This is a genomic window from Methylobacterium sp. PvR107 (assembly GCF_017833295.1).
GTDB lineage: Bacteria > Pseudomonadota > Alphaproteobacteria > Rhizobiales > Beijerinckiaceae > Methylobacterium.
Genome location: NZ_JAFIBW010000001.1, coordinates 6,100,702 through 6,117,766 on the forward strand (window position 1 = coordinate 6,100,702; position 17,065 = coordinate 6,117,766).

Consider the following 17,065-nt stretch of genomic DNA (forward strand, 5'->3'; position numbering starts at 1 on the left):
ATGCGGGATCCCGACTGCGCGTTCGAGGCCCTGCGCGACGCCCACGTCGCGGCGCTGACCGGCTCCCTGATCGACGGGGTCGAGCACGGGCCCGGAGGGGCCGGCTACGTCTGGTCGCGCGGCATCCCGGACCCGACGCTGAACTTCGCCTACGGGGTCCGCCATCCGGACCAGTTCGCCTGGGCGGGGGCGGCCGCCCTCGGGCGCGCCCGCGCGCCGGCCTTCCTGGCCCGCGACCCCGAGGAGGTCGCGGCCCTGGACGCCCTGTTCGAGCCCGCCGCCCGCTATCCGGCGTGCTGGATGGTGGCGCGGCCGGCCGCCGCGCAGGCCGCGTCGGGCGCCTCGGTCACCGTGCACGCCGCCCCCGCGCCCGGCCCGGATTTCGAGGCGGTCTTCGCCAACCTCTCCGACGACCCCGCCGTGCGCACGCATCTGCGCCGCCATTACCTGCCGGCGCTCCGGGCGGCCCGGGGGCGGCCCGGGCTGGCGCCGGTCCATATCGTCCTCAGCGATGCCGGCGGCCCGGCGGCCTGCGCGAGCCTCTACCTGCGCGGCGACACGGCCGGGCTCTACAACGTCAGCACCCGGGCCGACCGGCAGCGCCGCGGACTGGGCACGGCCGTGACCGCCGCGGCCCTGCGCGAGGCGCGGGCGCGCGGGGCCGCCCGGGTCTTCCTGCAATGCCCGGCCGGCGGTGCCGTCGAGGCGCTCTACGCCCGGGCCGGCTTCCGGGCGGTCTGCACGCCGACCCTGCTGTGCACGAGCCCGCCCTAGCGGGGGCGGCCCGTCCCAGATCGTGCGCCGCGCGTAAATTTTCCCCACGCCCTCAGAAGGCCTCCTCGCCATACCCGTAAGGCGTCACGCTGAAGACGAAGCTGATCGCGGCTTCAGCGTCGCGCAGGGCCAGGGCGCTGACCGGTCCGGCCAGGATCCGGGCTCCGCCCTCCGCGCGGGCCGCGTACCGACCCCGGCGGCCGAGGGCGGCCAGGCTCGCGAGGACGTGGCGCGCGGCCCGGGGGCGCCGGACGCCGTTCTCGTCGAGCCAGAGCGCCCCATCCTCCGGCCAGGCGCGCAGGGGAACAGGGTGCCCGGGCCCGTCCGGGCGGGCGCGGAGGCTCACGGGCGCAGGCCCCAGGCCGCGTGCAGGACCCGCAGAGGCGGCGCCGAGGCCGGCGCAACCGCGCGGACCGTCCGCGATGCGGACAGGATCGGATCGGTCACCGCCAGACGGACGATCTCGGCGGCCAGGGCCGTGTAATCGGCGAGATGGACGCCGTCCCGGCACAGGCCCGGCCCGGCCAGGCCCCCGGGCCCGTCGCGCAGGGCCGCGAACGGGTCGATGAAGCCGTGGCCCCGCTCCGCGCAGAGCGCCGCGAGGCGGCCTGAGAAAACGGCGATCGCGGCCGGATCCCGGCCGGTCGCCCAGGCGCCGATCGGCGGGACGGCGGCCACGAAGACCTGCGCCGACCAGCCCTCCAGGATCCGCAGGATGCGTCGGGCCTGCGCCTCGAAGCGCGCGACGCTCCTTGCCCGCGCCGGATGCCGCCAGCGCTGGATGTCGTTGGTGCCGATGATCAGCACCGAGGCCGCGCAGCGGACCGGAACGCGCAGAGCCGCCAGATGCCCGGCGCAATCGGCCGCGGTGCTGCCGCCGACGGCGAGGTTGATGCAGGGCCGGCCGCCGAAATCCGGCGCCCCGAGGAACTCCGCGTGGGAATTGCCGGCGAGCAGCACGCTGTCCGGGTCGGCGGCGCGGAGCGCGGCGCGGATGCCGGGGCGCCGCTCGGCGAAGCGGCGGCCGACGATCCGGCCGTGATGCCAGTGCCGGGCGGCCGTCCCGATCCATGAAGCGCGCATGCGTGACCTGAACAGGCGTGGGGGATCGCGCACCCGGACTGGGTGTCCGGGCGCTTGACGAAAATCGTCGAGGCCGCTCGACCGATTACCGGCGGCGGAATGTCTTGTTATTGCTTCCAGAAACGCCGGAAACCGATCGAAAGACGGAACCAATACATTGGACCGTGCCGAGATTTATATGTGGGAAAAATTCACACGTCAATGGCCAAGCTGACGATCCGGCGGCGGCGTGCCGGGCGGGGACGTCTTCCGGCCTGCCCGGTGCCGCGCTACGTCAGGCGTCCTAGCCGGGCGGCCGAGTCGCCCGGGACAGGGGGAGCCAGGATGATCAAGGACCGGGTCTTCATCGTCACCGGAGCGGGTTCGGGCCTGGGCGCGGCGACCGCGCGCGGCCTCGTGGCGGCGGGGGCGCGGGTCGTCGTGGCCGACATCGCCCGGGAGGCCGGCGCCCGGGTGGCGGAGGAGCTCGGCGCGCAGGCGCGCTCCGTGGCCGCCGACGTCACCAGCGAGGCCGAGGGCGCGGCGGTGGTGCAGGCGGCCCTCGACGCGTTCGGGCATCTCCACGGGCTGGTGAACTGCGCCGGCATCGCGCCGGGGGAGAAGGTGGTCGGCCGCGACGGGCCGCACCGGCTCGACAGCTTCGCGCGGGCGGTCTCGGTCAACCTCGTCGGCACCTTCAACATGATCCGGCTGGCGGCCGACGCCATCGCCCGGGAGGCGCCCGACGCCACGGGCGCCCGGGGCGTGATCGTCAACACCGCCTCGATCGCCGCCTTCGACGGCCAGATCGGGCAGGCCGCCTACGCGGCCTCGAAGGGCGGCGTGGTCGCCATGACGCTGCCCATCGCCCGGGAACTCGCCCGGCACGGCATCCGGGTGGTCACCATTGCCCCCGGCATCTTCGAGACGCCGATGATGGCGGGGCTGCCCCAGGACGTGCAGGACACGCTTGGCCAGAGCGTGCCCTTCCCGCCGCGCCTCGGCCGCCCGTCGGAATACGCGGACCTCGTCCGCCACATCTGCGAGAACCCGATGCTGAACGGCGAGACGATCCGGCTCGACGGGGCGTTGCGGATGCCGCCGCGCTGACGGCTCAGCCGATCGACACGCTGGTCAGGACCTCGGCGGCGCGGCGGACCTCGGCGGCGATCATCTCCTCGCTCGGGCCGTCGATCGGCAGGTCCGACAGGATCGCCGCCACGTCGCGCTTCACGTCCTCGCGGATCTCCGGGTTCTCCTCGGAGAGCCGCCCGATCAGGACGCCGAGCACGATCTCCAGGGCGGACAGCTTGGCGTGCAGGCGCGTGAAATCGTCCAGCGGCTCGGGCTCGTTTCCGGTCATGGCCTGCTCCATCCGAGGGGGAGTCCGCCGTCGCCCAGGGGCACGCCGGATCACCCGCGTCTCATATAGAGGCATCCGCCTCCCGTCTCGCCGGGCGCCCGACCCCGCGCGCCGCGCGAACGCGGCGCGAAGCCGGCGGCCGAATTTTTCCCCGGTTGCGCGCAACCGGATTTCCGGACCCGACGTTTGATGCTCCCGTGAACGAACCCGCAAAGGGACATCCCGCCATGATCACCCGCCTCACCGCCGCAGCCGGCCTGCTCGCCCTCTCCGCCAGCCTCGCCGTGGCCCAGACCCCCGCGGCGAAGCCTGCCGAGCCCGCCACGAAGGCCGACAGCAACCTGAAGGAATGGCAGGTCGCCAAGGCCGCCAAGGTCGGCCTCGCCCAGGCGCTGACCACCGCCGAGTCGCAGGGCGACGAGAAGGGCGGCCGCGCCATCGACGCCGATTTCGAGAAGGCCGGCAGCAAGGATCCGGCCCATTACGCGATCAAGGTCGTCTACCCGAGCGGCAAGCTCGTCGAGTACGGCATCAACGCCGATACCGGCGCGCTCTACAAGACCGAGAACCAGCCGTTCGAGCGCTACTTCACGCGCCTGAAGGCCTCCGACTTCCAGAACGCCAAGACCTCCCTGAAGGACGCGCTCGCCATCGCCGAGCAGAAGGCCGGCGGCGGCAAGGCCTACGAGGCCGAGGTCGAGAAGGACGGCTCCGCGGTCCAGTACGCGATCAAGGTCGCCGGCGCCGACAAGGAGCAGGCGGTCAAGGTCGGGCCGGACGGCAAGGTCCTGAACTGAGGGCATGGGCTGCGACGGAGCCCGTCGCAGCCCCGTCCGTCCGTGCGAGCGGCGCGAAGCAATCCGGGCGGCGCCACGCTTTACCGGGGCGCGCCGCCCTGGGTCGCCGCGCTCCGCGCCCGACAGCGGCCCGGTCGGGTCGGCCGCTGCAACCTGTCGCCCCGCCGCCCGCGGACCCGAACGCCCGCCTCGGCCATTCCCATCGTACGCGGCGGCCCGAGCGGCCGAGGACGGGGAGGGCGGCATGGACGCGCGCGCAGGGGAAACCGACGGCCATCTCGGCCACTCCCACACCCGGGTCGAGGGCCCCGACAAGGTCACCGGCCGGGCCCTCTACAGCTCCGACCTCACCGGGCCGGAGGCCGGCACGGCCCACGCGGCCCTGGTGACCAGCACGGTTGCCCGGGGCCGCATCACCGGGTTCGACCTCGCGGCGGCCGAGCGGGTGCCGGGTCTCCTGCGGATCTTCACCCACCGGGATCTCGCGGGCGCGGTGGCGCCGGTGCAGCACCTGATGGCCGGCGGCTTCGCCAACAGCTCGCACCGACCCCTCGAGTCCTACGCGGTGGCGTATGCCGGCCAGATCGTGGCGCTGGTTGTCGCCGAGACCCTGGAGGCGGCCGAGGCAGCGGCTGGTGCGGTCAAGGTCTCCTACGCATCCGAGCCCGCCGCCGGCGGCTTCGACGCCCCCGGCGCCGAGACCGTGCGCCTCGCCGACCTGAAAGCCCAGCACGAGGACATCGCCCGGGGCGATGCCGAGGCCGCCTTCCGGGATGCCGCCCTCCGCGTCGAGGCCCGCTACGAGACCCCGGTCCAGCACCACAACCCGATCGAGCCGTTCACCACCCGGGCCGCCTGGGACGGCGAGAGGCTCACCGTGCACGAGCCGACTCGCTATGTCGGCGCCGTCCAGCACGGGCTCGCGGCGCAGCTGGGGCTCGATCCCGCGAACGTGCGGGTGGTGGCGGGGCTGATCGGCGGCCATTTCGGCTCGAAATTCGCGCTGTCGCAGCACACGGCGCTGGTTGCGCTCGCGGCCCAGCGCCTCGGTCGGCCGGTGTCCCTGGTGCCGAGCCGGCGGCAATGCTTCACCATCGCCAATTACCGGCCGGAAACGCGTCATCTGATCCGCCTCGGCGCCGACCGGACCGGCCGCTTCACCGCCCTGGTCCACGAGGCCGAGACGGTGACGTCGCGCTTCGATCCCTTCGTGATGGAGGGCGCGGAGGTGACCGCGAGCCTCTATGCCTGCCCGAACATCCGCACCGAGGAGCGGGCCGTGCGGGTCGACCGCAACACGCCCGGGCCGATGCGGGCGCCCCCGGAGGTGCCCTTCCTGTTCGCCCTGGAGAGCGCCGTCGACGAGATGGCGGTGGCGCTCGGCATGGACCCGATCGAACTGCGCCGGCTCAACGACACGGCGGTCGATCCGGTCAGCGGAAAGCCGTTCTCGACCCGGCCGCTGATGGCCTGCTTCGAGGCCGGGGCGACGGCCTTCGGCTGGTCGCGCCGGGTGCCGCGCCCGGGTTCGATGCGCGCCGGTCCCTGGCGGGTGGGTCTGGGCTGCGCGACCTCGGTGCGCCCCGTGAAGATCGCCGCCGCGACGATCCAGGTCCGGCTCGGCCCGGACGGATCGGCAGAGGTGGCCTGTGCGCACCACGAGATCGGCAACGGCATCACCACGCTGCTGGCCATGGGGGCGGCGGATGGGCTCGGCGTGCCGGTGGAGCGGGTGACGGTCCGGCTCGGCGACACGGAGCTGCCGGCGGCCGGCATCTCGGGCGGGTCGAGCACGACCACCAGCCTGATGAGCGCCCTGGCGCTCGGCTGCCGGCAGATCCGCGAGACGCTGGCACAGGCGGCGACCGGGCGGGGCGGGCGCCTCGCCGGCCGGGATCCGGGCTCCTTGCGCCTCGCGGACGGGCGGCTCGCGGCGCTGGACGGGACCGGGATCGCGCTGGCGGAGGCCGTCGGGCCCGAGGGCGTCGCGACGGTCGCGGCGTTCGTGCCGGCGGGGGCCGACCACGACAAGGCCCTCGCGGGCCTGCGGCGGGGCCATATCGGGCTCACCCTCGGAGGGGGCGGCAAGGCCGTGTCCTGGGGCTTCGGGGCGCAGTTCGCGGAGGTCCATATCCATGCCGAGACCGGGGAGATCCGGGTGGCGCGGCTGACCGGCGCCTTCGCGGCGGGGCGGATCCTCAACCCGCTGACCGCGAGGAGCCAGCTCACGGGCGGGATGATCTGGGGCCTCGGCTCCGCGCTGCTCGAAGAGACGGTGGTCGACGGCGCCGCCTATCGCAATCCGGATCTCGCCGAGTACCTCGTCCCCACCGCGGCGGACGCGCCGGAGGTCGAGGCGCTGCTGGTGGCCGATCCCGACGATCAGGTGGACGCGCTGGGCGTGAAGGGTTTGGGGGAACTGGGGATCATCGGGGTGAACGCGGCCATCGCCAACGCCGTCCACCACGCCACCGGGCGCCGAATCCGCAAGCTTCCGATCCGATTGGAGGATGTGGCGTAAGAAGCACCGCCTCACCCTCCCCCGCACAGGGGGGAGGGAGAACCGCGCCATCTTGAGCCGTGCTTTAGGCCGCTCCCGCCACCTACTCCATCGTCGGCGCGAGCTTCTTCACGCTCGCGACGTCCTCGCCCAGCCACGCCGCGTTCTTGGCGGTGCCGTCGAAGGTCGCGCTCGTCTTGAACAGCTCGTACTTGCCCTCCAGCGCGTAGGGCTTCGACCGCGCCAGCAGTTCGGCCACCGCCGCCTTGTCCATCGGCGTGAAGGTCTTCACCGCCTCGAAGGCCTGATCGAGGTCGCGCTGGCTCTGGATGCCGGTGATCACCACCGAGACCGGCAGGTTCAGCGAGAAGTGCAGGTACTCGATCGGCTGGATCGGCGCATCCGCCTTCAGGATCACCCCGTCGCCAAACGTCTTCATGGCGAGCGGCGCGATGCCGTTCTGCACGAGATACGGCAGGACGAGGTGGCTGAACGAGCGGAAATGCGCGTCCATCACGTTGACGGGCATCTGCACGGAATCGAAGTGGAAGCCGCGCTCGGCGGCGACCTCCAGCATCTGCAGGTGGATACGCGGATCCTTGTGGCCGGTGAAGCCGATGTAGCGCAGCTTGCCCTGCTTCTTCGCTTCGAGAAAACCCTCCATGGCGCCGCCCTCGGCGAAGACCCGGTCGGGGTCGTCGTAGCGCAGGATCTCGTGGTGCTGGACGAGGTCGATCCGGTCGGTACGCAGGCGCAGGAGCGACTGGTCGATCTGCTTGAGCGCCTCCTCCTTGGTCCGCCCGTCCATCTTGGACATCAGGAAAACCTTGTCGCGGTAGCCGTCCTGGGCCAGCGCCGCGCCCATGCGCAGCTCGGAGCGCCCCGCGTTGTAGTCCCAGCAATTGTCCATGAAGGTGATGCCGCGGTCGATCCCGGCATGGATCAGCCGCGTCGCCTCGGCGTCGGTCACCGCGCTCTTGCCGAGGTGGAATCCGCCCATGCCGATCGCCGAGATCTTCTCCGACGTCCGGCCGAACGAACGATAGAGCATCTCGCCCCGGCGCTCGCCGGGATCGGTGACGAAGGGCAGGTCGGCGGGATCCTGCGGGCGGTTGCCCGGAAGCGCGGGGGCGTTCACGGCCGCACCTGCGCTGCCGGCGCCCGCGAGGCCTGCGCCGAGCACGGCGCCCTGAAGGAAGCTGCGGCGTTCCATCGGCTGTCTCCGTTCGAGAATGTCTGGGTGGAATCGATCATTCGGCAGGGGGCGCTTCCATGAGCCACGGCGTCATTCCGGGGCGCCGCAGGCGAGCCCGGACCCGAAGGAGCACGCCGGAGGCGGGCAATCCAGAGCCGCTATCGAAGCAAGCTCCTTCCGCGTCGGGGTGTCTGGATCCGGGCTCCGCTTCGCGGCCCCGGGATGACGAGGCGGATGCTCGAGCGTCGAAGCAACCTCCAGCGTCACGCATCGGGGTCGGAAACGGTTCTGCCGGGTCATCGTTCGATCTCCGCGGCGAGGCGTCCTGCCGCGTGGAGCAGGCGCAGGGCGGCGCAGGCGGCGCCGTAGCCGTTGTCGATGTTGACCACCGTGATGCCCGGCGCGCAGCTCGCCAGCACGGCGTCGAGGGCGGCGCGCCCGCCGGCCGCGACGCCGTAGCCCACGGATGTCGGGACCGCGATCACCGCGCCGGCCACGAGGCCGCCGACGACGCTCGGCAGCGCCGCGTCCATCCCGGCGGCGACGATCACCACCGGATGGGCGCGGATCTCCTCGATCCGCGTGGTCAGCCGCCACAGGCCGGCGACGCCGACATCGGCGAAGAGCGAGGCCGCACGGCCGGCATAGGCCAGCACCCGCAGGGCCTCGCGGGCGACGGGGACGTCCGAGGTGCCGGCCGCCACCACGGCGACGCGGGCCGGGCCGGCGATCCGCGGCGCCGCGCCGAACACCGCCGTGCGCGAGACCGGGCAATAGTCGAGCCGCGCGGCGTCCCTGAGCCGGTCGCGCTTCTCCGGGTCGAGGCGGGTGAGGAGCAGCGGGGCGCCGCGGGCGCGTGCGGCCTCCAGGATCGCGTCGATCTGCTCCGGGCTCTTGCCGGCGCAGAAGATCGCCTCCTCCAGGCCGATCCGCTCGGACCGGGCGAAATCGAGGGTGAATTCGTCCGTCACGCTCACGACCGGGCCTCGCCCTGCTGCACCAGGAAAGCGCTGCCGACCCGGTAGGGCGCGAAGCGGACCGGACCGGCGAGGCGCGGCGGCGCGATCGCCCGGATGCCGGCCCCGAGTCTTTCGCGATCCGCGGCGGCGAGGGCCGCGAGGCTCCCGGGATCGAGTTCCACCACCACGCCCTCGGCGCGCACCCGGCAGCGGACCGCGCGCCTGGGGCCGCTCTCCGCGTCGAGCGCCCCGCCCACCAGCCGCTCGACCGCGTGGATGAAGCTTAAGGTCTCCGGCTCGATCGGGATGCCGGTCTCGACCCGGCTCGACAGGCAGGGGGCCGCGGGCAATTCCGCCACCGCGCCGAGGCCGAGGCCGCGGGCGAGCGCCCGGACGGCGGCCTTGTCGAACCCGGCCTCCACGTAAGGGTGGCGCACGCCGTGCGCCCGGGCCGCGTCGAGGCCGGGGCGGTATTCGCCGAGATCGTCGCGGTTGGCCCCCGACAGGATCTGCCGGTCGGTGACGGCCCGGACCGCGCCGTACAGATTGGTCTTGCAGAAGAAGCAGCGGTCGACCGGGTTCGCCCGGTAGGCCGGGTCGGCGAACTCGCCGGCCTCGATCACCCGCAGGTCCCAGCCCTCGCGGGCGGCCTCGGCGCGGACCCGCGCGGTCGCCTCCGCGGGCACGGCCGGCGAGACCGCGTGGACCATGAGGGCCCGCCCCGGCGCCAGCCGGTGGGCGAGAGTGGCGAGCGTCAGGCTGTCGACCCCGCCGCTCACCGCCACCGCCACGGGGCCGAGCCCGGCGAGGACCGTTTCGAGATGCTGGCGCGTCACCGCTCCTCCTCCGGCGGCTGCGCCGGTAGCTGTTCCAGGGCGAGGCGCTCGGCCTCGTGGCGCAGGATGGCCCGAACCGCGTGGCCCGCATGGTCCCGGGCGTCGTCGGCCTCGGCCTTGGCGGTGCGCCCGCCCGGCCGGTCCACGACCTTCACCCGGACCGGCCGGCCCGCCTGCTCGACCGTATGGGCTTCCCGATCCAGCACCGCGCGCTCGACCCGGTGGTAACGCAGGCCGATCGTGGTGGTCTCCCGGAAGCAGGCCGCGATGGCGGCCGCCAGGCTCTCCGGCCGCGCCAGGGCCTGGATATGGGCCATCATCCGGCCCTTCTTGCCGATGACCGGCATCTGCACGACGTCCACGATGCCGGGCTCGGCGCGCAGCCGGTCGAGCCCCATGGCGAGATCCTCGCCGGACTGGTCGTCGATCTCGAAGGCGATCACCGCGAGGTCCCGCCGACCCGTGGCGGCGGCTCCGTCCTCCAACACCAGGGCGCGCAGGCAGTTGCTCAGGCCCGGCAGGACCTTCGTGCCGAAGCCGATGCCGGTGCGCCCGAGAATGCCCCGGGGGCGGCCCCGCCCGGGGTCGTCGCCGCAGAGGTGGCGCAGGATCGCCGCCCCGGTGGGGGTGACGCGCTCGCCGGGGATACCGTCGTCGAGGGTGGAAAAGCCTGCGAGCAGCAGCGTCGTGGCGGGGGCCGGGACGGGGAGGGGGCCGTGCTGGGTCCTCACCCGGCCGGAGCCGAGCGGCAGGGCCGAGACGCTCCAGCTGCGCGCCTCCAGCGCGGCGATCAGGTGGGCGGCGGCCACGATGTCGGCGATCGAGTCGTAGGCGCCGACCTCGTGGAACGCCACCGCCTCGACCGCGATGCCGTGGACCCGGGCCTCCGCGTCGGCGAGATGGCCGAAGATGCCCAGCGCGTGCGCCCGCACCGCCGGCGCGATGCCGGCCGCCTTCAGCGCGGCGCGGATCTCCGACCATGGCCGGTGACCATGACGGTCCCCGTGGGCGTGCCCGTGCCCATGGCCGTTCGCAGGATCGTGGTGATGCCCGTGATCAGGGCCCGCGTGCGTGTGATGGCCGTGCTCGGAGGGTCCGGGCTCCGCGTCGGGCCCTGAAACGAGAAAGCGCGCTCCGGACAGGATACCGTCGTTGTGCGGGCGGACCGCGCAGCCGATGCGGGCATCGACCGCACGGATGCTCGCGCGGACGCCGTCCTGGTGCGCGGGAAAGGCGTCCAGCAGCGCGGCGGCGAACATGTCGCCGGCCACGCCGCCGAGCGCGTCGAGGTGGATATGCATCGTCTGCCGGTCGACCTGCCGCGGAACGGGGGAATCCGATCCAGATCGGCCCCGCCCGCCGCAAGGCAAGGTTTGCCCGATGACGCAGGCGGCGCCCCAGGCCGCGGCTTATCGACCGCGGCTTATCGACCGCGGCTTATCGACCGCGGCTTATCGACCGCGGCTTGTCGACCGCGGCTTGTCGACCGCGGCGCTCAGGCGAGTTGCAGGTAGGCCGGGTCAAACAGCCCGCGCTCCATCAGGGCGTCGAGATCGCGGATCGCCAGGCGCCGGCTGCGGAGTGTGACGAGGCCGCTGGTGCGCAGCTCCTTGAGGGTGCGGTTGATGTGCACGCTCGTCTGGCCGAGGGCGTCGGCGAGGTCCGGCTGGGTCACCGGCATCGGCAGCGTCGTCCCGTCGGCGAGACCGACCCGCGCGAGCCGCAGGTGCAGCTCGCAGAACAGGTGCGCCAGTCGCTCGATCGCCGAGCGGCGGCCGACGCTGGCGATCCACTCGCGATGGATGGCGACCGTGGAGAGCGTCTCGCGCCACAGGCAGTCCTCGATCACCGGCCGGCCTCGGACGGCGTCGCCCATCTGCTCCGGGGTGATGCGCGCGACCGTGACCGGGGTGAGCGCCCCGATGGCGTGGTCCATGCGCGCCCGGCGAAACACGAACGGATCGCACAGGTCGCCGGGCAGCAGCAGCGAGACGATCGCCCGCCGCCCATCCGGGAACTGCTTGTAGCGGCAGGCCCAGCCGTCGAGGATGAGGTGGGTGTGCTGCGCGTCGCTGTGCTGCCCTTCGATGTCCTGGCGGGCCGCGACGTGGCGGACATGCTGGCGCGCGAGGCCGTCGAGGACCGCGCGGTCCTCGGGCGCGAGCCGGACATGCGGCTCCAGCTTCCGGACGAACGGGTTATCCACGCCCGCCCCCGGTCAGATCGCAGCCGCGCCGAAGGCGTGCGCGCGGGCCCGCCCCATGCCGCCGGTGCGATGATCCGGGGGCGCTTGGCACACGGGGCCGGGCCCGCCGCCGCGTCGCGCGGCAAGGCACGGAGGCGCCGGACGGTCCGCTGATCCGCGGGTTCGCACGACAGCGCCGCCGAAGGTGTCGATGAAGTATCGAAGCACGGATATTTCTATTCGCAAAAGGCAAGCGGTCTTCCGAACAGCGAAGTCCGGATCTTCTTGAGCGGCTTGTGCCTGGCCCTGAGAAACGCGCGCCAACCTGTGTTAAGCCGCCCCGCCGCACGTTTGTCATGGACGCAGCGAGGCTCCGTATCGCGGCCGCTCTGGCCTCGCCCGGGGGAGGGCCGCCGCCCTACCGGGGCACGGGATGGCCTATTCCGCCGCGGCCCCGACCGTGTCGGCCATGCGCGCCCGGCGCGTGCCCAGGGGCTGGGGCTCGCCGACGGTCGTGTCCTCGGCGGTCTGATGCTCCATCTCGGCATTCACCTGGGCACCAATCAGCACGATCATGGTCGAGAGCCAGATCCAGGTCATGAAGCCGATCGCCGCGCCGAGCGAGCCGTAAGTCTTGTTGTAGCTGCCGAAATGGGCGACGTACCAGGAGAACAGCAGCGAGGCGACGATCCACAGCACGGCCGCCAGGGCGCCCCCGGGCGTGACCCAGCGCCAGCGCGGCGCGTCCCGGCTCGGCCCGTAGCGATAGAGCATTGCGAGCCCGAGCAGGACCGCCACGAGCAGCGTCGGCCAGCGCAGCAGCGTCAGCCACCACGCATCCGTGCCGAGCCCGACATACGTGAGCACCACCGGCAGCACCACGATGGCCGACAGCGCCAGGAGCAGGAACAGCAGCGCGCCGGCCGTGAAGGCGAGAGAGACGAGGTTGAGCACGATGAAGTTGCGCTTCTCGCGCTCGTTGTAGACGAGGTTGAGCGCGTCGAAGACGTGCTTCACGCCGCCATTGGCGCTCCAGACCGACAGGACGATGCCGAGGATCAGGCTGAAACCGAGGGTGGTGTTGCCCTGCTCGTTCAGCCGCTTGACCTGATCGCTGACGATCTCCAGCGCTCCCTGGGGCAGGATGCCCTGCAGGCTGGCGAGCTGATCGTTGATGGTCGAGGCGTCGGCGATGAGGCCATAGCAGGACACCAGCGCCGCCACCGCCGGGAAGATCGCCAGCAGCGTGAAGAAGGTGACGCCGGCCGCGATCAGCGACAGGCGGTTCTCGCCGATGTCGTGATAGGTGCGCAGCGCGATGTCCTTCCAGCCCTTGGCGGGGATCTCGGTCGGACCCGACGCGTTCCGCCCGCGATCGGCCTGGCTCCGGGCGACGGCCTCAGCCTCGCCGCCCTCGTGCGAGGGCGAGGGCCGCCGCGCGTCGTCCTGGCTGCCGGGCCGGGTCGCGGCCCGGCCGGAAGACCGGTCGGCCGGCGGTCCCGACCGGCGCGGGAAGGCGACCAGGCCGACCAGCGCGGTGGCGAGCGCCAGCGTCCAGACCGTCGAGGCATGCCCCTCGGGACCGGGGGCCTCGGTGCGGACGGGATCGGGGGCTGACATCGGCGGACCTCGGCGACACTTCGGTTGGACATCGGGCAAGAGCCGAACGGTACTCGCAAAGGCACGTTCGAATGGCCGCAACCGCGAAGGGGAACGCCGTCATGCGCGCAACGGTTCGCCGTGAAGTTGCAAGGCGGCGTGGAGAACAAGCGTGGCGCCGCTCAGGGGCGGGACCGTCGTCATCACGGGCGCCTCCAGCGGCATCGGCCGGGCCGCCGCCGAGGCCTTCGCGGCCCGGGGCGCCCGGGTCGTCCTGGCGGCGCGCCGGGCCGCGGTGCTCGACCGGATCGTCCGGGACCTGCGCGGGTCGGGGGCCGAGGCCGTCGCAATCCCCACCGACGTCACCGACCCCGCGGCCGTGACGGCCCTGGCCCGGGCGGCGATGCGCACCTTCGGCGGCATCGATGTCTGGATCAACAACGCGGGGTCGGGGTGTTCTGCCCTCTGCTCGACGCGCCGCTCGACCTGCACCGGCCGACGATCGCGGTGTACCCGCTCGGCGCGATCCACGGCGCCTACGCGGTGCTGCCGCACTTCCTGGATCGCGGCCGGGGCACGCTGATCAACACGGTGTCCATGGGCGGCTGGGCACCGACACCCTTCGCGGCCGCCGACACGGCGAGCAAGTTCGGCCTGCGCGGCTTCTCGGCAGGCCTGCGCCAGGAACTCGCCCGCCACCGGCACATCCATGTCTGCGGCGTGTTCCCCGCCATCGTCGATACGCCGGGCCTGGAGCACGGCGCCACCGTGACGGGCAGGCGGCTCAATCCCGGACACCTGTTCTACCCAGCCGAGGCCGAGACCTTCATCCGCCTCGTGCGCCGCCCGCGCGACGCGGTGGCGGTCGGCTGGCCGGCCCGCCTCGCGCTGGTCGGCTACGCCCTGGCCCCATACCCGACCGAGCACCTCATGGGCCTCGGCTTCCGCCACGCCCTCGACCGGGCCGATCCGGGCCCGCGGACGCACGGCGCCCTGCGCGATCCGTTGCCGCAGGGCACGGGTGCGGACGGGGGCCGGCATGCCCGGAAAGGCGTGCCGTCCGCCGGAGCGCTGAGCGCCGGCCTGGCCGCGGCCGGAGCCTGCGCGGCCCTGCTCGTCGGGGTCGCGGCGGCTCAGCTCTAGGAGCTGAAACCCCGTTCGGGCGACGGCCTAACCCATGTTGCGGCATGGGGCGCCTCGGCGCGCCACAACCGGTCACACGGGCGCGACCGGCCCGCACGCCGACGACCGGACCTGAATGCCCGCACCCGAAGGCTCATCGCTGCTCGATCCCATCGAGGATGTATCCCTCGCGGATCCGGCCGGGGATCCCGTCGGGGAGACCCGGTACGGTCTGCCGGAGGCGGTGCGCGCGCATCTCGGCACCCTGCTCGGCCACGCCTATGACCGGATCGGCCCGGCGCCGGGGGCGACCTCGGATCGCTTCGCCGAGTTGCTGGCGCGCCTCGAGGCCGCGCTGGTGCAGGCCGATGGCGAGCGCGACGGGACGTTCCGCGCGGGCCTGCTGGAAGTGGTGCCCGCGCTGCACCGGTTCGCCGTGTCGCTGACCCGCGACCCGGCTGCGGCCGACGACCTGGTGCAGGACACGCTGCTGCGCGGCTGGCGGGGGCGCGGGGGCTTCACCCCCGGCACCAATCTGGAAGCGTGGCTGTTCACGATCCTGCGCAACGTCTTCTACAGCCAGCACCGCAAGCATGGCCGGGAAGTCTCCGATACCGACGGCAACCACGCCGAGCGGCTGACCAGCGTGCCCGAGCAGGGCGGTCATCTCGACCTTCAGGACGTGCGCGCCGCCCTCGACCGCCTCGCGCCGGTGATGCGCGAGGCGCTGGTCCTCGTGGCAATCGAGAACCTGAGCTACGAGGAAGCCGCCGCCGTGATGAACTGCCGGATCGGCACCGTGAAGAGCCGCGTCTGGCGCGCCCGCGAGCAGCTCGCGCGGATGCTCGGCTACAGCGGCTCCGAGATCGGCAACGACGGGGTGATCCTCTCGGTGACCGGCGCGACGGTCTGATCCGGTTCCCGGTCGTCGCCTTCGGTCGCGTCTCACGCCCCCACGAGCGGCGCGACGGTGTCGAACGCGGCACCGCCCTGCATGGCTGCGCTCCGCGCGCCAGGACGGTGCCGCGGCTCCGGACCTGAAACGATGTGATTTCGGGGAGCTGATCGTCCGATTCGCCGGCCCGGCCGGATCGGACCCGAGCCGGCTTTTAAAGCTGAATACGAGAATTCAGCATTTCCATCGCGGTATTCGGCGATGAATTTGACTTAGGTGAAAGCGCGCCGGCCCGGTCCTGGGCGACATGAAGGGGGTTGGGTCGATCCGTCGGCTCGGCTCGGCTCCCGTCGGTGCGACATCCCCCCGATCCACCGATGGGAGCCACCCGCCCGGGGACGCGACCTGGACGCCCTCAGGTCGAAGCGCCGCCCGCACGGTCCGCGTCGAGCTGCTGCAGCAGCTCCGCCAGCCGCGGATCCAGAGCCTCGTCGATGACCGGATCGTAGAGCGCCCGCAATTGCTGGCCGAGCCGCAGGCGCGTCCGCGCGTCGAGGTTGGGGCCGCTCGCGACGGGAACCACCCGCAGGGCTCCCGGCGCGCCGCCGGACGCGGCTCGTGCGGGGGGCCGCGGGGCGGCACGCTGGTGTTCAGGCTGGGGCATGCCCCCTACATCGGCCCGGACCGGCGCGACGGCAACCACCCGGCCCGGCGGAGTTTCAGGCGTCGTCCTCGGGCGCGAACACCTCGCCCCGTTCCGCGAGGACCGTGTCGGCCTCGTCGCGGGCCAGCGCGTCGCCGGCGGGGATGGCCGCCTCGCCACGCCCGAACATCCGCGCCAGCGCACCTTCCCAGCCGGGCGGCAGGGCCTGCCCCTGCCCGGCAAGGATCTGCCCGGCGCGGCGGCAGACCCGCTCCCAGGCCGTCGCATCCATCGCGGTGAAGTCGGTCCCGAGACCGAGCTCGGTCCCGGCGCGCGTCGCGGCCTCGGCCCATCCGGGCGGCGGAAACGGCGTATCGGTCATGGCGTGCAGCCTCGTGCCGGATCAGGGAGGCGGGTAGATAGGGCGTCCGCGGCCAGCGGCCCCGGGACGGGCGCCGGGACGGGCGCCGGATGTCAGCGCAGCCCGTGGGCGGCGAGTTCCTCCGGCACCAGCGCGGCGGCCTCCTGGCGCGCCAGGATCGCCTCGAGGGTGGCCGGGCGATCATGCCAGGCATCGATTCCGACATCGCAGGAGCGGGTGGTGTCGGGCAGCCAGCCGTGGCTGTGTCCGTAGAGGTGGCGGGTCTCCCGCCACAGGCCCGGCCAGGCCCGGTGCGCGTAATGCGACAGGAACAGGCGGTGCGTCCGTCCCTGCGCGTCCGGGACCGACAGGCGGGCGCTGTCCACCGGCGGCTCCGCCCACGGCAGATCCAGCACCCGGTTCGAATCGTGGTTGCCGCGGACGAGGCGCTTCGTCCCGTTCAGCCGCGCGAAGATCGCCGCGCAATGGGCGCGGCTCGCATGGGCGGCGAAGTCGCCGAGATGCCAGACGGAATCCTCCGGTCCGACGACGGCGTTCCAGCCGGCGACCAGGGCCTCGTCATGGGCTTCGACGCTGCCGAAGCGCCCCCGGCGATGGCGGAGGATGTGCGGATCGCCGAAATGCGTGTCCGCGGTGAAGTAGATCGCCATTCCGTCGAGGCTCGCGTCCGAGATCGCATCCACGAGACCGTCACGGCGGTCCGTGCGGTTCCGGAGCGAGGTGGACCGGGCTGCGCCCCGGGCAAGGCTGCGC

17 protein-coding genes and 1 pseudogene are annotated in these 17,065 nt (G+C 73.1%); 6 read left to right on the top strand and 12 right to left on the bottom strand.

Translation table 11 applies throughout. The features are described from left to right. Positions 1-774 (top strand): GNAT family N-acetyltransferase, encoded by a 774-nt coding sequence (locus tag JOE48_RS28885; protein ID WP_210035106.1) that lies wholly within the window; start codon positions 1-3, stop codon positions 772-774. A gap of 52 nt (positions 775-826) precedes the next feature. On the opposite strand, the gene JOE48_RS28890 is transcribed toward JOE48_RS28885, so the two are convergent. Together JOE48_RS28890 and JOE48_RS28895 are read right to left on the bottom strand one after the other, a co-directional pair. Beyond that, complete coding sequence (locus tag JOE48_RS28890; protein WP_312893394.1) at positions 827-1,120, bottom strand: hypothetical protein; 294 nt, start codon at positions 1,118-1,120, stop codon at positions 827-829. Next, positions 1,117-1,857, bottom strand: a complete 741-nt coding sequence (locus JOE48_RS28895) for a GDSL-type esterase/lipase family protein (RefSeq protein WP_210035108.1) — start codon at positions 1,855-1,857, stop codon at positions 1,117-1,119. The genes JOE48_RS28890 and JOE48_RS28895 overlap by 4 nt, the downstream gene beginning before the upstream one ends. Positions 1,858-2,181: 324 nt before the next feature. On the opposite strand from JOE48_RS28895, the gene JOE48_RS28900 reads away from it, so the two are divergent. After that, positions 2,182-2,946 (top strand): 3-hydroxyacyl-CoA dehydrogenase, encoded by a 765-nt coding sequence (locus JOE48_RS28900; protein ID WP_210035110.1) that lies wholly within the window; start codon positions 2,182-2,184, stop codon positions 2,944-2,946. A 4-nt stretch (positions 2,947-2,950) separates the two neighbouring features. Here the strand turns inward: JOE48_RS28900 and JOE48_RS28905 are convergent, their stop codons facing one another. Further along, positions 2,951-3,199, bottom strand: a complete 249-nt coding sequence (locus JOE48_RS28905; RefSeq protein WP_210035112.1) for a hypothetical protein — start codon at positions 3,197-3,199, stop codon at positions 2,951-2,953. 227 nt (positions 3,200-3,426) lie between these two features. On the opposite strand from JOE48_RS28905, the gene JOE48_RS28910 reads away from it, so the two are divergent. Continuing rightward, entirely contained in the window at positions 3,427-3,996 is a 570-nt protein-coding gene (locus tag JOE48_RS28910; RefSeq protein WP_210035120.1) for a PepSY domain-containing protein, read from the top strand. Positions 3,997-4,240: 244 nt separating this feature from the next. After that, positions 4,241-6,517, top strand: coding sequence for a xanthine dehydrogenase family protein molybdopterin-binding subunit (locus tag JOE48_RS28915; RefSeq protein ID WP_210035125.1), 2,277 nt, complete (start codon positions 4,241-4,243; stop codon positions 6,515-6,517). Between the two features lie 82 nt (positions 6,518-6,599). On the opposite strand, the gene JOE48_RS28920 is transcribed toward JOE48_RS28915, so the two are convergent. The 6 genes from JOE48_RS28920 to JOE48_RS28945 form a co-directional block, all read right to left on the bottom strand. Then, a complete protein-coding gene (locus tag JOE48_RS28920; RefSeq protein ID WP_210035126.1) occupies positions 6,600-7,709 on the bottom strand; it encodes an aldo/keto reductase in 1,110 nt (369 codons plus the stop codon). A 278-nt stretch (positions 7,710-7,987) separates the two neighbouring features. Next, complete coding sequence (gene larB / locus JOE48_RS28925) at positions 7,988-8,668, bottom strand: nickel pincer cofactor biosynthesis protein LarB (RefSeq protein WP_210035133.1); 681 nt, start codon at positions 8,666-8,668, stop codon at positions 7,988-7,990. Beyond that, the gene (locus tag JOE48_RS28930; protein ID WP_210035141.1) at positions 8,665-9,486 is read right to left on the bottom strand and encodes an adenine nucleotide alpha hydrolase; all 822 of its coding nucleotides are present in this window, start codon (positions 9,484-9,486) and stop codon (positions 8,665-8,667) included. The genes larB and JOE48_RS28930 overlap by 4 nt, the downstream gene beginning before the upstream one ends. Further along, complete coding sequence (locus JOE48_RS28935) at positions 9,483-10,787, bottom strand: LarC family nickel insertion protein (RefSeq protein ID WP_210035142.1); 1,305 nt, start codon at positions 10,785-10,787, stop codon at positions 9,483-9,485. Before JOE48_RS28935 ends, JOE48_RS28930 begins: the two co-directional genes overlap by 4 nt. Before the next feature lie 194 nt (positions 10,788-10,981). After that, positions 10,982-11,692: a Crp/Fnr family transcriptional regulator gene (locus tag JOE48_RS28940; RefSeq protein WP_210035143.1), complete on the bottom strand. Its 711-nt coding sequence runs from the start codon at positions 11,690-11,692 to the stop codon at positions 10,982-10,984. A gap of 417 nt (positions 11,693-12,109) precedes the next feature. Further along, a complete protein-coding gene (locus tag JOE48_RS28945; protein WP_210035144.1) occupies positions 12,110-13,291 on the bottom strand; it encodes a YihY/virulence factor BrkB family protein in 1,182 nt (393 codons plus the stop codon). A gap of 151 nt (positions 13,292-13,442) precedes the next feature. Between JOE48_RS28945 and JOE48_RS28950 the strand changes: the two are divergent. Both JOE48_RS28950 and JOE48_RS28955 read left to right on the top strand, forming a co-directional pair. Further along, positions 13,443-14,413 (top strand): annotated as a pseudogene (locus JOE48_RS28950) (SDR family oxidoreductase). 115 nt (positions 14,414-14,528) lie between these two features. Next, the gene (locus JOE48_RS28955; protein WP_210035145.1) at positions 14,529-15,305 is read left to right on the top strand and encodes a sigma-70 family RNA polymerase sigma factor; all 777 of its coding nucleotides are present in this window, start codon (positions 14,529-14,531) and stop codon (positions 15,303-15,305) included. Between the two features lie 397 nt (positions 15,306-15,702). Here JOE48_RS28955 and JOE48_RS28960 read toward each other — a convergent pair whose 3' ends face one another. From JOE48_RS28960 to JOE48_RS28970, 3 genes are all read right to left on the bottom strand, one after another. Further along, the gene (locus tag JOE48_RS28960; RefSeq protein WP_210035146.1) at positions 15,703-15,951 is read right to left on the bottom strand and encodes a hypothetical protein; all 249 of its coding nucleotides are present in this window, start codon (positions 15,949-15,951) and stop codon (positions 15,703-15,705) included. A 55-nt stretch (positions 15,952-16,006) separates the two neighbouring features. Beyond that, positions 16,007-16,312: a hypothetical protein gene (locus tag JOE48_RS28965; RefSeq protein ID WP_210035147.1), complete on the bottom strand. Its 306-nt coding sequence runs from the start codon at positions 16,310-16,312 to the stop codon at positions 16,007-16,009. A 92-nt stretch (positions 16,313-16,404) separates the two neighbouring features. Then, positions 16,405-16,962: a metallophosphoesterase gene (locus tag JOE48_RS28970; protein WP_210036113.1), complete on the bottom strand. Its 558-nt coding sequence runs from the start codon at positions 16,960-16,962 to the stop codon at positions 16,405-16,407. Positions 16,963-17,065: the final 103 nt, after the last annotated feature.